The 13173-nt window shown below is 66.7% G+C and carries 11 protein-coding genes and 2 pseudogenes; 8 read left to right on the forward strand and 5 right to left on the reverse strand.

Features of this window, described 5'->3' with window-relative positions:
- The first annotated feature begins 178 nt into the window (after positions 1 to 178).
- Positions 179 to 1441 carry a cytochrome P450 gene (locus tag QKY98_RS21995; protein WP_284671594.1) on the forward strand — a complete coding sequence of 421 codons (1263 nt, stop codon included), beginning with the start codon at positions 179 to 181 and terminating at the stop codon, positions 1439 to 1441.
- Here the strand turns inward: QKY98_RS21995 and QKY98_RS22000 are convergent.
- From QKY98_RS22000 to speB, 3 genes and pseudogenes are all read right to left on the reverse strand, one after another.
- Positions 1438 to 2816 (reverse strand): annotated as a pseudogene (locus QKY98_RS22000) (sodium:solute symporter family protein). The gene QKY98_RS21995 and the pseudogene QKY98_RS22000 overlap by 4 nt on opposite strands.
- A gap of 63 nt (positions 2817 to 2879) precedes the next feature.
- Complete coding sequence (locus QKY98_RS22005) at positions 2880 to 4385, reverse strand: purine-cytosine permease family protein (protein ID WP_284671595.1); 1506 nt, start codon at positions 4383 to 4385, stop codon at positions 2880 to 2882.
- Positions 4386 to 4522: 137 nt separating this feature from the next.
- Positions 4523 to 5473 carry an agmatinase gene (speB, locus tag QKY98_RS22010; protein ID WP_027601158.1) on the reverse strand — a complete coding sequence of 317 codons (951 nt, stop codon included), beginning with the start codon at positions 5471 to 5473 and terminating at the stop codon, positions 4523 to 4525.
- Positions 5474 to 5608: 135 nt separating this feature from the next.
- On the opposite strand from speB, the gene QKY98_RS22015 reads away from it, so the two are divergent.
- The 5 genes and pseudogenes from QKY98_RS22015 (at position 5609) to QKY98_RS22030 (ending at position 9081) form a co-directional block, all read left to right on the forward strand.
- Complete coding sequence (locus QKY98_RS22015; protein ID WP_044342329.1) at positions 5609 to 6508, forward strand: LysR family transcriptional regulator; 900 nt, start codon at positions 5609 to 5611, stop codon at positions 6506 to 6508.
- Between the two features lie 107 nt (positions 6509 to 6615).
- Positions 6616 to 6945, forward strand: a pseudogene (locus QKY98_RS24100) (PAS domain-containing protein); the annotation flags it as partial.
- 93 nt (positions 6946 to 7038) lie between these two features.
- Positions 7039 to 8181 (forward strand): methyl-accepting chemotaxis protein, encoded by a 1143-nt coding sequence (locus QKY98_RS22020; RefSeq protein ID WP_502945100.1) that lies wholly within the window; start codon positions 7039 to 7041, stop codon positions 8179 to 8181.
- 61 nt (positions 8182 to 8242) lie between these two features.
- Positions 8243 to 8854, forward strand: a complete 612-nt coding sequence (locus QKY98_RS22025) for a tRNA-uridine aminocarboxypropyltransferase (protein ID WP_007162288.1) — start codon at positions 8243 to 8245, stop codon at positions 8852 to 8854.
- 59 nt (positions 8855 to 8913) lie between these two features.
- Positions 8914 to 9081: a hypothetical protein gene (locus QKY98_RS22030; protein ID WP_007162289.1), complete on the forward strand. Its 168-nt coding sequence runs from the start codon at positions 8914 to 8916 to the stop codon at positions 9079 to 9081.
- A gap of 70 nt (positions 9082 to 9151) precedes the next feature.
- Here QKY98_RS22030 and QKY98_RS22035 read toward each other — a convergent pair whose 3' ends face one another.
- Both QKY98_RS22035 and QKY98_RS22040 read right to left on the reverse strand, forming a co-directional pair.
- Positions 9152 to 9550: a YbaN family protein gene (locus tag QKY98_RS22035; RefSeq protein WP_007162290.1), complete on the reverse strand. Its 399-nt coding sequence runs from the start codon at positions 9548 to 9550 to the stop codon at positions 9152 to 9154.
- A gap of 3 nt (positions 9551 to 9553) precedes the next feature.
- Positions 9554 to 10138, reverse strand: coding sequence for a UPF0149 family protein (locus QKY98_RS22040; protein ID WP_284671597.1), 585 nt, complete (start codon positions 10136 to 10138; stop codon positions 9554 to 9556).
- A gap of 162 nt (positions 10139 to 10300) precedes the next feature.
- Here QKY98_RS22040 and recQ point away from each other — a divergent pair, with 162 nt between their 5' ends.
- Positions 10301 to 12439, forward strand: coding sequence for a DNA helicase RecQ (gene recQ / locus QKY98_RS22045; protein ID WP_284671598.1), 2139 nt, complete (start codon positions 10301 to 10303; stop codon positions 12437 to 12439).
- Between the two features lie 73 nt (positions 12440 to 12512).
- Positions 12513 to 12950 carry a MarR family transcriptional regulator gene (locus QKY98_RS22050; protein WP_284671599.1) on the forward strand — a complete coding sequence of 146 codons (438 nt, stop codon included), beginning with the start codon at positions 12513 to 12515 and terminating at the stop codon, positions 12948 to 12950.
- The last annotated feature ends 223 nt before the right edge of the window (positions 12951 to 13173 follow it).

The raw sequence follows: 13173 nt of genomic DNA on the forward strand, positions 1-13173 counted from the left end.
GGAGCATCGCGACGGCGATCCCAGCAGCATGGACCGGCATTCGAGCGCTGCCGTTCCAGCGCAGCGATCCCGTGTCGGCGCGGCTTCGCTGGCAAAAACCGCAAGCGCAACGGCGGCACCGGCGCCGCTTGCCGGCGGTCCCACGAGCAGGTCTTTCCGCTACCCTGGAGCCTCTCCGATGTCCATCCTGCCCAAGCTCCCGGCCTTCGATTCGAGCCTGGCACTGCTACGCGAGGGCTATGCCTTCATCAGCAATCGCTGTGAACGTTTGGAAAGCGATGTCTTCGCCACGCGCCTGCTGCTGCAGCCCACCCTCTGCCTGCGCGGCCCGGCGGCGGTCGAACTGTTCTATCGCGAAGAGCGCTTCAGCCGGGTGGATGCTGCGCCTCGTCAGCTGCGCAAGACGCTCTTCGGCGAAGGCGGCGTCCAGGGCCTGGACGGGGCGGCCCATCGCCAGCGCAAGGCACTCTTCGTCGACATCACCCGATCGACGCGGGTGGAGGTCTTGGTGACCCGGGCGGAACAGGAGTGGCGCGCCAGACTGGCCAGCTGGCAGAGCCGCGGCGAGATCGTCCTGCTGGACGAATTGCATCGCCTCTATACCCGCGCGGTCTGCGACTGGGCGGGTGTCGCCCTGGACAGGGAGGAGGAAGGGCAGCGCAGTGCCGAGCTGGTCGCCCTGATCGAGGGCGGTGGCCGCGTGGGTCTGGGCAACCTGGGCGCCCGTCGCGCTCGACAGCGGCTGGAGCTCTGGCTCGGTCGCCAGGTCGAGCAGGCCCGTCAGCGGCCGGCGCCTGCCGGCAGCGCCCTGGCGCTGATCGCTCAGCACCGGGAAGCGGATGGCCAGCCATTGTCGCGGCGGGTGGCCGCGGTGGAACTGCTCAATGTCTTGCGGCCGACGGTGGCCGTGGCACGCTTTTCCACCTTCGCCGCCCTGGCGCTGTACAAGCAGCCGGCCTGGCGCGAACGGCTGAGAGCCGATCCCGCTGCCCGGGTACCGTTTGCCCAGGAGGTACGACGCTTCTACGCCTTCTTTCCCTTCACCGTAGCGCGGGTACGGGAGAGCTTCGAGTGGCACGGCGTCGCCTTTCCCCGCGGCACGCGGGTCTTGCTCGATCTCTATGGCACCAACCGCGATCCGCGCAGCTGGTCACGTCCCGAGGTGTTCGATCCCACGCGTTTTCTCGCAGAACAGCCTCCGGAGGCCGCCTTCGTACCCCAGGGCGGCGGTGAAGTGACCCACCAGCACCGCTGTCCGGGCGAGGGCATCGCCCTGGAGCTCATGACCTCCGCCCTGCGCCTGCTGCTGCAGGACATGACCTACCAGATACCGACCCAGGACCTGCGCATCGACCTGGCCCGGATGCCGATGCGCCCGGCCAGCGGCCTGATCCTGAGCGAGGTTCAGGCGGTGCAGCGGACGCGCAGTTCGGTCAGCTAGGCGGCCCGCGCCGCCACCTGGGAGCGCGCCGTGAGCAGACTTACCACCACGAAGCTGACCAGGCTCAGGCCGAGGCTGAAATAGATCGGCGTATTGGCCTCCAGGCCGTCCTTGAGCATGAAGACGATGGCCGCGCCGGAACCCAGCAGCATGCTGGCCAGGGCACCCGCCGTGGTGGCGCGCGGCCAAGGATGGCCCCCAGCAGCGGCACCAGGATGCCACCTACCAGCAGGTTGTACGCCAAGGTCAGGGCGCCGATGACGTCATTGACCAGCAGCGCGATGGCGAGCACGGCGAGACCGGTGAGCAGGGTGAACAACCGGGCCATGCCCAGGGTCGAGGCCCGGCCGCCGCGCAGTCGCGGCAGCAGGTCTTCGGTAAGGGTGGTGGACGCGGCCAGCAGACCGGCACTGGCGGTGGACATCATGGCGGCCAGGGCAGCGGCGATCACCAGGCCGCGAATGCCGTCCGGCAGGGCGCTGCGGACGATGGCGGCGAAGGCGTTGTTGGCGTCGGCGAGATCCGGCAGCAGCACCCGGGCGCACATGCCGATCAGCGCGCCCACCAGGCCGTAGATCACGCAATAGACGCCGGCCAGGCTGCCCGCCACGCGCGCCACGCCTTCGCTGCGCGCGGTGAAGACCCGCTGCCAGATGTCCTGGCCGATGAGGATGCCGAAGAAGTAGATCAGGAAGTAGGTGAAGATGGTGTCGTAGCCGAGGGTGGTCAGGGCGAAGGCGCTGGCCGGCAGCTTGGCCACCAAGGCATCCCAGCCACCGACCCGGGTCAGGCAGATCGGCAGCAGCACGAACATCAGGCCCGCGGTCTTGATGACGAACTGGACGATGTCGGTCAGCGTCAACGACCACATGCCGCCGATGCTGGAATAGATCACCACCACGCTGCCACCGAGCAGGATGGCGCTCCAGAAGGGCAGCTCGAACAGCACCTGGATCACCGTGCCCATGGCCAGCACCGAGACCACGCTCAGCATCAGCGCATAGACGAACATGATGGCGGCGCTGGCCTGCCGGGCCAGGGGCGTATAGCGCCTTTCCAGCACCTGGGTCACGGTGTAGATGCGCAACTTCAGCAGGGGTTTGGCGAGAAACAGATTGAGCACCAGGATGCCACCACCCAGCATGGCGCACAGCCAGAAGCCGGACAGCCCGTGGACGTAGCCCAGGCGCACCGTGCCCACGGTGGCGGCGCCACCCAGCACCGTGGCGGCCATGGTGCCCAGGTAGCAGGCCGGGCCGAGGTTGCGACCGGCGACGAGGAATTCTTCCTGATTACGGGCGCGGCGCATGCCGTACCAGCCGAGCAGAAGCATGGCCAGGGCGTAGGCCAGAACGACGGAAATATCCAGGAGCATGACGGAGTCTCTTGCAGGACTAGACAGGCTCGGGCGCACCGACCCCGCGACAGGGTTCAGGTATCAGGCGGCGCGGATGCCCGGGAGCGAGGTGCCGGCACGACTGCGTCTGGGGCGTCGGGGGCCGGTCGGGCCATAGACGGCCGCCGGTTCCGGGAACAGCAGGAGCAGCAGCAGATAGAGCAGGGCGGCGCTGCCCAGGGCCAGCGGCAGGCTCAGGTCGATGCCGCCCGCCAGTTCACCCAGGGGCCCGACGAACTGACCGGACAGATTGACGAAGGCGAGGCCGAGCAGGGCGCTGGGAATCCAGGCGCCCATGCCGCGCCAGTTCCAGCCATGGTGGAACCAGTAGCGGCCACCCTGCTCGCCGCGGGTGAACACCTGCAGATCGTCCGGGCAATAGAAGCCGCGGCGGACCACCAGTCCGAGGATCATGATCACCATCCAGGGGCTGGTGCAGGTCACGATCAGCACGGCAAAGGTGGAGACGCTCTGCACCAGGTTGAAGCTGAAGCGCCCGATGAAGATGAAGGCGATGGCCGCCAGCCCGATCAGCAGGGTCGCCCATACCCGGGTCAGCAGCCGGGGTAGTACGCTGGAGAGATCCAGGCCGGTGCCATAGAGCGCGGTGGTGCCGGTGGACAGGCCGCCGATGATCGCCAGCAGGCATACCGGCAGGAAGTACCAGGTAGGCGCGATGGCCAGCAGACCGCCCACATAGTTGTTTTGCGCGATGTAGTCGGGTGCCCTGGTCGCCACCAGCGAGACGGTGGCCAGGCCGAACAGGAAGGGGATCAGGGTGGCGGCCTGGGCCGCGATCACCGCCAGCAGGATGCGCAGGCGGGGCGTCTGCCGCGGAATGTAGCGCGACCAGTCGCCGAGAAAGGCGCCAAAGGACACCGGATTGCTCATGGCCACCAGGGCCGCGCCGACAAAGGCTGCCCAGAAGCCCGGCTGACCCGCTTGCAGGGTGCCGGCGTAACCGGCGTCGAAGCTGCCGGCGAAGGCCGGGATGCCGAGCAGGAATAGCAGGCTGGCACTGACCACGGCGATCTTGTTGACCCACAGCATGAAGCGAAAGCCATAGAGGCACACCGTCAGCACCAGCACGGCGAACAGCCCGTAGGCCAGCCCCAGGCTGAGCGCGTTTTCCGGCAGTCCGACCAGGCGCTGGGCACCGCCCACCAGGGCATCGCCGGAACTCCAGACCGACAGCGAAAAGAAGGCGATGGCGGTCAGCAGCGAGAGAAAGGAGCCGACGATACGGCCGTGGACGCCGAAATGGGCACCGGAGGAGACGGCGTTGTTGGTGCCGTTGAGCGCGCCGAACAGCCCCATGGGCGCGAGGATCAGGGCGCCACACAGGACCCCGCTCGCAATGGCCAGCACCCCGGCCTGGAAGGATAGGCCGAACAGGATCGGAAAGCTGCCGAGCACGGCGGTGGCGAAGGTGTTGGCCCCGCCGAAGATCAGGCGGAACAGGTCGAAGGGGGTGGCATGGCGTTCGTGGTCGGGAATCTGCTCGACGCCAAAGGTTTCGATACGGGTGATGCCGTCATGATGGTCCATGGATGACGCCTCGACACGGTTATACGCAGGCCGGACCCGCGTTCTTGTTGTCGGCGGACCAGGCGATCCGCCGGTGTTCGGCAGCGAAAAGACAGCGGGTGGGCGGCCATCATGGCGGGTCGCCGCACCTTGGAGCGTCAGCGGTAGGCGACCCCCGGCAGCACGCAGAGCATCTCGTAGAGCAGGTTGGCACCGAGCAGCGCGGTATTGCCGGTGGTGTCATAGGGCGGCGAGACCTCGACCAGGTCGCAGCCCACCAGCTCGAGGCCACGGCAGCCGCGGATGATCTCCAGCGCCTGGATGGTGGTCAGGCCGCCGATCTCCGGCGTGCCGGTCCCTGGCGCCCAGGCCGGGTCGATGCTGTCGATGTCATAGGACAGATACACCGGTCCGCCCCCGACTCGCTCGCGCACCTCGGCCATCAGCGGCGTCAGCGATCTGTGCCAGCATTCCTCGGCCTGCACCACCCGAAAGCCCTGCTCGCGGCACCAGTCGAAATCGTCGGCGGCGTAGCCCTGGGCGCGTAGGCCGATCTGCACGACCCGGTCGCAGTCGAGCAGGCCTTCCTCCACCGCGCGGCGGAAGGTGGTGCCATGGGCGATCTTCTCGCCGAACATGTGCTCGTTGACGTCGGCGTGGGCATCCACGTGCACCAGGCCGATCTTGCCGTACTTCTTCTTCATGGCGCGCAGGATCGGCAGGGTCAGGGTGTGATCGCCGCCCAGGGTGAGGGGGATGACATCGTGCTCCAGCACCTGGTCGTAATGCGCCTCGATCAGGCGCACCGTATCGAGCAGGTTGAAGGTATTGATGGCCACATCGCCCAGGTCGGCGACACTCAGGGAATCGAAGGGCGCCGCGCCGGTGGCCATGTTGTAGGGCCGGATCATCACCGATTCGCTGCGCAGCTGGCGCGGACCGAAGCGGGTGCCGGAGCGCAGCGAGGTGCCGATGTCCAGCGGGATGCCGATGAAGGCGGCATCGAGGCCTTGAGGGGAGGCGAGGTGGGGCAGTCGCAGCATGCTGGCGATGCCGCCGAAACGGGGCATCTCGTTGCCGCCCAGCGGCTGGTGCAGGATCTTTTCCACGGGTCATCCTCGTCGTAGTGATGTCCCGATTGTGCAAAGCCGATGGCGGCTGAAGAATCGGCCCGGACAAAAAATCACTTCAGAGATTTCTGAACTAATGGCTAGACTGCCGGGCTGCGTCCACCGGAGTCCGCCATGGCCAATGCCCTCCACGACATCCGCCTGCTCAAGCTGTTCGCCTGCGTGGTCCGCCACCAGGGGTTCGCCGCGGCGCAGCAGGAATTGAACCTGTCCACCTCGGCCATCAGCACCTACATGAGCCAGCTGGAGGGTCAGCTCGGCGTCACCCTCTGTCATCGCGGCCGGGGCGGTTTCGCCCTGACCAGCAAGGGTGAACTCTTCCATCAGGAAACCCTGCGCATCCTGGGCGAGATCGAGGGCTTCGAACGCTATGCCACCACCCTCAGGGGCGAACTGAGCGGCACCCTCAACCTCGGCGTGCTGGATTCGCTGTCCAGCGAACCGGCGTTGCCGCTGGCCCAGGTGATCGGCCGCTATACCCATGACTATCCCGGCGTGCATCTGCACCTGGCCGTGACCAGCCCCTATGAGTTGCAGCTCGGCGTCCTGGAAGGACGGCTGGATCTCGCCGTGGGCGCCTTTTCCGCCCGTATGAACGGGGTGGTCTACCAGCCGCTGTATCGCGAGCAGCACTGGCTGTATTGCAGCGATCGGCATCCACTGTTCCAGGAGCGGCGCATCCCGGCCGAGATGATCACCCGCCAGCGGATGGTGCGACGCGGCTATTGGAGTCAGGCGGAGTTGGCTCGCCATGGCTTCAAGGAAAGCGCCGCCACCGTGGAAAGCATGGAAGCGCAGTTGATCCTCATTCTCTCGGGTGCCTATATTGGCTATCTCCCGGAGCACTATGTCCACGCCTGGGTCGACCAGGGACGGCTCAAGGCCCTGCAACCGGCCACCTTCGGCTATCAGGCGCCGTTCTCCCTCATCAGCCGTCGAGGGCGCGGAAAGGAGCCGCTTATCCAGAGTTTTCAGCGCATCCTTAAAGCCCAGATGCAACATGCCGATAGCTAGTATGACGATAACCAAATGGTTACCGTCGGCGCCTGTGACGGCAGTTGGCCACCATTGAACTGGTTGATGTCGCACGGAGTAGATAACCCGCTAGATAAGGCACCCGCATGCGCACGAATTTGCCGGTCACCCAGCAAGGCCGTACCTTCAAGGAAGAAGAACGACTCATCTCCACCACTGACCTGCAGGGGAACATCACCTACTGCAACGAGGCCTTCATCGCCATCAGTGGCTATACCCGGGAGGAGCTGATCGGCAGTCCGCACAATCTGGTGCGTCATCCCGACATGCCGCCGCCGGTGTTCGGCCACATGTGGGCGACCCTCAAGGAAGGCAAGCCGTGGATGGGCATCGTCAAGAATCGCTGCAAGAACGGTGATTTCTACTGGGTGAGCGCCTATGTCACTCCGATCCTCGAGCAGGGCCGGGTAATCGGTTACGAATCCGTGCGTTCGCTGCCCAGCGCCAGCGAAGTCCGTCGCGCCGGCGAACTCTATGCCCGCATCAATGCCGGCAAGGCGCCCGTGCCCATGACTCGCCGCCTGGGCAGCGCCATCGCCGCCTGCTGGTCGACGGTGGCAGCCACTGGCGTCATCCTCGGCGGCCACTTCCTGCTTGATGACACGTCTCAGGCGGTCCTCATCGTCGCGGCGCTGCTGGGTATCAGTGGCCATCAGCTGTATCGCCAACGCGCCAGCATCGAGCGCATCCTCGCCGATCATCCGAAGATGTTTTCCAGTGCCATGGTCGCCCCGACCTACAGCGACCAGTGCGGCGCCCCGGCGCGCCTGGACCTGGCGCTGCACAGCGAAGCCGCGCGACTGCAGACGGCCCTGACCCGCCTGGCCGATGTCGGCGACAGCGTGCGCCTGAAGGCCCGCGAATCCTCCCAGCTGGCCCAGTCCGAGGCCGAATTGCTGGATCAGCAGCGCCACGAGACCGACCAGTCCGCCGCCGCCATCACCCAGATGACTTCCACCATCCACGAGGTCTCGCAGAACGTCCAGGAGACCGCCCAGGCCGCCGCCAATGCCGAGAGCCTGGTGCACTCCGGGCGGGACAAGGCCGAAGAGAGCCTGACGTCCATGCGCGAACTCGGCGCGGCGGTCAGCGACATCGGTCAGGCCGTTGGCGAGCTGGCGAACTCGACCCAGAGCATCGGCAGCGTTGCCGACGTCATCACCGCCATCGCCGAACAGACCAACCTGCTGGCGCTCAACGCCGCCATCGAGGCCGCCCGCGCCGGCGAGGCTGGCCGTGGTTTCGCCGTGGTGGCCGACGAGGTCCGCTCGCTGGCCTCGCGTACCCGAGAATCCACCGAACAGATCCACCAGATCATCGCCAATCTGCAGGCCAATGCCGACCGCGCCGTGGCCACCGCCAGTCGTGGCGAAGAGACCTCGCGCCAGAGCGAACGTCACTCGGCAGCGGTACGCGAATCCCTGGAAGGCATCAGTGCCTCGGTCAGCCTCATCACCGCCATGAGCCAGCAGATGGCCACCGCGGTGGAAGAGCAGAGTCACGTGTCCGAGGACATCAACCGTCAGATCAGCCGCATCGCCGATCTCTCCGACCACAGCTCGGCCCAGGCCCGTCGCGGCTCGGAACTGAGTCGCGAACTGGAAGGCATGGCCGACTACCTGCACGATCTCACCGCGCGCTTCAATCGCTAGGGCGGAGCAGGGCGGCGGCGATCCGGTATGATCGCCGCCCCGATTTGCTCCGGAAGCCCTGATGTCCCGTCCCGCCTGCGCCCGCTGCCAGCGTCCCCTGTCGCTCTGCCTGTGCGCGCTGATTCCTGCCCTGGCCAGTCGCACCCGGGTGCTGCTGCTGCAGCATCCCAGCGAGCGGCGCCATCCGCTCAACACGGCGCGCCTGGCCGCCCTGGGGCTCGACAATGCGCAGCTGGAGATTGGCGAGACCTTTCCCGACCTGCCGCTCTGGCTCGCTGACCATGACGCCTGGCTGCTGTTTCCCGGACCCGAGGCGGTCACGGTCGATCTGTTGCCGCCTGCTGCCGTGACCAAAGCGCCACGGCTGCTGGTGATTCCCGACGGCACCTGGCGCAAGGCGCGCTTGCTGCTGCACGCCAATCCGCTGTTGGCGGCCCTGCCCAGGCTTACCCTGCCGCCTGGCGCACCCTCGCGCTACCGGGTGCGCAAGGCCCCGGCGCCGGATGCGCTGTCGACCGTGGAGGCCGTGGTCGCGGCGTTGAATGCGCTGGAGGCGCCGCGCCGCTTCGATGCCTTGCTGGCACCCTTCGAGGCGCTGATCGACGGCCAGATCGCCGCCATGGGGCCGGAAACCTTTGCACGCAATCATGGCGGCGCAGAGCCGCGCGACTGAGGGAATTACCCGGGTGCCGGACCACTCTACCTAGAGAGAGTCAGCAGAGGAGTCACCCCATGTCCCGCTTCCCGATCCGCCAGCACGACGAATTCGCCAGCCTTGCCATGCCCCGTGCTGGCGGTGAACCCGATCAGCCCGATCCGGCGCCCATCCAGCCCAGCGAGCCGGGCGAGCCCACCGTCCCCGATCAGGCACCGCCGACCCCCATGGCCAGAGCCGCCTGAGCGCCGCTGCGTTTCCCATGAAAAAAGGGCGATCATCACTGATCGCCCTTTTTTCATGCCGGTCGCGCGGCTAGCGCCGGGTCTTCTGCCGGAGCAGGTAGACCGTCACCGCCGCGCAGCTGGTGAAGGCCGCTACCCGTGCCCAGACGTAGGGCACCAGCCAGCAGGAAAAGCCCACGCTGATCCACATGGCGACGATGGCGTAGACCTTGCCCTTGAGCGGGATGCCTTCGCCTTCCAGATAGGGCTTGACCCAGGGCCCCAGCCATTTGTGGTTGATCAGCCACAGATAGAAGCGCTCCGAACTGCGCATGAAGCAGGCTGCGGCCAGGAGCAGGAAGGGCGTGGTGGGCAGCAAGGGCAGAAAGGCGCCGATGATGCCCAGGGCCACGCTGAGCCAGCCGAGGCCCAGCAGCAGGTAGCGGACCCAGCCCTTGCGCTGGCGGGGTCTGGGGGTGGCCTCGTCCATCGCTCAGTGACGCGGCTTGAGCAGCGCCGGCTTTTCTTCGGGGGAATGGCAGAGCAGGAACAGCTGGGTCAGCAATTCCGGGATCTGCACCATCATGTCGGCGACCAGGCGACGGTCCTGGGCGATCTCGGAGAACTCCGGCTGTTCGTCGAACAGACCCGAACCCACCATGATCGGCAGCAGCAGCTCGCTGACCTCGTCTTCGGCGCCTTCGAACCACACGGCTTCGCGGAGGAACACGCCTTCCATGAAGCCGATGCACCAGCCGCGCAGTTCGGAGTCGTCCGGCTCGGGGCCGAGATCCAGGTCGCAGGGCAGGTCCAGCTCTTCGTCACTGCCCAGCACGCGCAGGATATGCGCCTTGAGCTGCACCAGGGAGCGCTCGATCTCCTCCTGCTGGGCGGCGTCGCGATACTGCGGCGGCTCGGCGAAGAGGGCGTCGATCCACTCGCGTTCGGGAACCTCTTCCGGGCAGATGGACAGGGCGGTCAGGTAGCCATGGGCGGCTACGTAGTCGAGCGCTTCTTCGTGCAGATCGTCTGCATCGAGAAAATCGCGCAGACGGGTCAATTGTTCGGCGAAGGACATCGGCTACTTACCTCGGAAAGGATTCGAAAGGGCAGAACGGCCGGAATTGTAGACGAGCGCCCCGGTCACGTCGAACCTGACGGCCCGGCGCCGGCCGACGGAAAAGCACCGCCGCAGCGACCTCGGCATCCGTATAATGGCCGTTCCATTCGAGGAGGCTTCATGTCAGAACCTGCGCTGCGCATCCTTAAAGACGTCTTTGGCTACGACGCGTTCCGTGGCAACCAGGCCCGGATCATCGAGCGCGTGGCCAGCGGTGGCGATGCGCTGGTGCTGATGCCCACGGGCGGCGGCAAGTCCCTGTGCTACCAGGTGCCGGCCCTGCTGCGGCCCGGCGTGGCCGTGGTGGTCTCGCCGCTGATCGCGCTGATGGACGACCAGGTCGCCACCCTGCTGGAACTGGGCGTGTCGGCGACCGCGCTCAACTCCACCATGACCGGCGAACAGCAGCGAGCCGTCGCTGCGCAGCTGGAGCGCGGCGAGATCAAGCTGCTTTATCTCGCACCCGAGCGCCTGGTCCAGCCGCGCATGCTGGATTTCCTCAAGCGCCTGCCGATCGCCCTGTTCGCCATCGACGAAGCCCACTGCGTGTCCCAGTGGGGCCATGACTTCCGCCCGGAATACATGCAGCTCGGTCAGCTGGCCGAACACTTTCCCGGCGTGCCGCGCCTGGCGCTCACCGCCACCGCGGATTCCCGTACCCGCGAAGAGATGGCCAGCCGCCTGCACCTGGAGCAGGCCGAGCGCTTTCTCTCCAGCTTCGACCGACCCAACATCTTCTATCGCATCGTGCCCAAGGAGTCGCCACGCAAGCAGCTGCTGGCCTTTCTGGCCGAGCGTCGCGGCGATGCCGGCATCGTCTACTGCATGTCGCGCAAGAAGGTGGAGGAGGTGGCCGAGCAGCTCAGCAACCAGGGTTTTCCGGCCTTGCCCTATCACGCCGGCCTGCCCAATGACGTGCGCGCCGCCAACCAGAAGCGTTTCCTCAACGAGGAAGGGCTGATCATGGTCGCCACCATCGCCTTCGGCATGGGCATCGACAAGCCCAACGTGCGCTTCGTTGCCCACCTCGATCTGCCCAAGAGCCTGGAAGCCTACTACCAGGAAACCGGGCGTGCCGGCCGTGACGGCCTGCCGGCCGACGCCTGGATGGCCTACGGCCTGCAGGACGTGCTGCTGCTGCGGCAGATGATGCAGAACTCCGAGGGCGACGAGCGCCACAAGCGCATCGAGCGGCACAAGCTCGAAGCCATGCTGGCGCTATGCGAGGAAACCCGCTGCCGGCGCCAGGTGCTGCTGGCCTATTTCGACGAGCACCTGCCCCAGCCCTGCGGCCATTGCGACAACTGCATCGACACCGTGGAGACCTGGGACGCCACCGAACCGGCGCGCCAGGCGCTGTCGGCCATCTACCGCAGCGGTCAGCGCTATGGGGTAGGGCACCTGGTGGACATCCTGCTCGGTCGGGAAACCGAAAAGATCGTGAGCCTCGGCCATCAGCGCCTGGCCGTGTTCGGCCTGGGCAAGGCCCGCGGCGAAGACGAATGGCGCACCCTGTTCCGCCAGCTGGTCGCCCGTGGCCTGGCCGAGGTGGATGTCGACGGCTTCGGCGGCCTGCGCCTGACCGAAAGCTGCCGGCCCCTGCTGCGCGGCGAAGTGCGCATCGAATTGCGCCGCGATCCCAAGCCCCAGCGCGGGCGGGGCAGCAGTGGCAGTGGTTCGGCCAGTGCCGCCAGCCAGTTGGTGCGCGCCGACGAACGCGAGCGCTGGGAGCTCTTGCGCACCCTGAGACGCAAGCTGGCCGAGGAGCACTCGGTGCCGCCCTATGTGATCTTCCCCGACGCCACCCTGCTGGAGATGCTGCGCAGCCAGCCGAGCTCGCTGGACGAGATGAGCCGGGTCAGCGGCGTGGGCGCGCGCAAGCTGGAGCGCTATGGCCAGGCCTTTCTCGACGCGCTCAATGACGGCGACGCCGCGCCCGCGCCGGTCGCCGACGTGCGCCACGAGGTGCTGACCCTGGTACGCGCCGGGATGACGCCCGAGCAGGCGGCGCGCCAGCTCAATTGCTCGGAAAAGAATGTCTATGCACTATTGGCCGAGGCCATCGCCGGGCAGCAGATCGCCCTGGAACAGGCGCTGGACCTGCCGGAGGATCTGCTGGCGGAAATCCAGGATGCCTTCCTCGAAGATGAGGGCGAATTGCCGCCGGTAGCCCAGGTCGCCGCGCGCTTCGAAGGGCGGGTGGCGGCGGGTGCGCTGTACTGCGTGCGGGCAGCCCTGCAGGCGGAATTGGCGGACTAGCGAGGCGCGGCGGTTGCCCCGCCATGCCGGTAAACAGAATAATGAGAAAATCCAAGTACAAGGTTTAGCCTGAATGACCCCTACCGATCCACACCTGTTTGGCCGCCAGATCTTCCACGTGTCCCGTGCCTGGCGCGCCGAGCTCGACCGGCGCCTGAGTCATCTGGGGCTGTCTCAGGCGCGTTGGCAGGTATTGCTGAACCTGGCGCGGATGGAGGGCGTCCAGCCCACCCAGCGTGAGCTCGCCCAGAGCATCAGCATCGAGGGGCCGACCCTGGCACGGCTGCTGGACGGTCTGGAAAAGCAGGGGCTGGTCAAGCGCCTGGCGGTCACCGAGGACCGGCGTGCCAAGCGCATCATGCTGACCCAGGAGGCCGGTCCGCTGATCGAGAAGATCGAGACCATCGCCGAAGCCCTGCGCAAGGAGCTGCTCAGCGGCCTGGACGACGAAGAGATCGCCATCTGCCAACAGGTCCACCAGCGCGTCCTGGCCAATCTCGAGCGCGGTTGACTGCCGTCTGGCGGCTTGCCCCGCGTGGGTAGCGCCCGCCGCCATCAACACCCGCTTCGGCCGAGGCGTCTGGGATCGCCTATCGCGCCCAGTCGCCTTCGCGGTGGGCTTTTCGGCGCGTACGGCCATCGGTTTGCCGTCTGTCGGTATCGATGCTACGTTCCAGCGTAGCGGAGGCGATTTTTGTGAGCCACCGCGCTAAAACACCGGTTTACTCGAATAC

Source organism: Pseudomonas sp. HR1 (genome assembly GCF_030175875.1).
GTDB lineage: Bacteria > Pseudomonadota > Gammaproteobacteria > Pseudomonadales > Pseudomonadaceae > Chryseomonas > Chryseomonas oryzihabitans.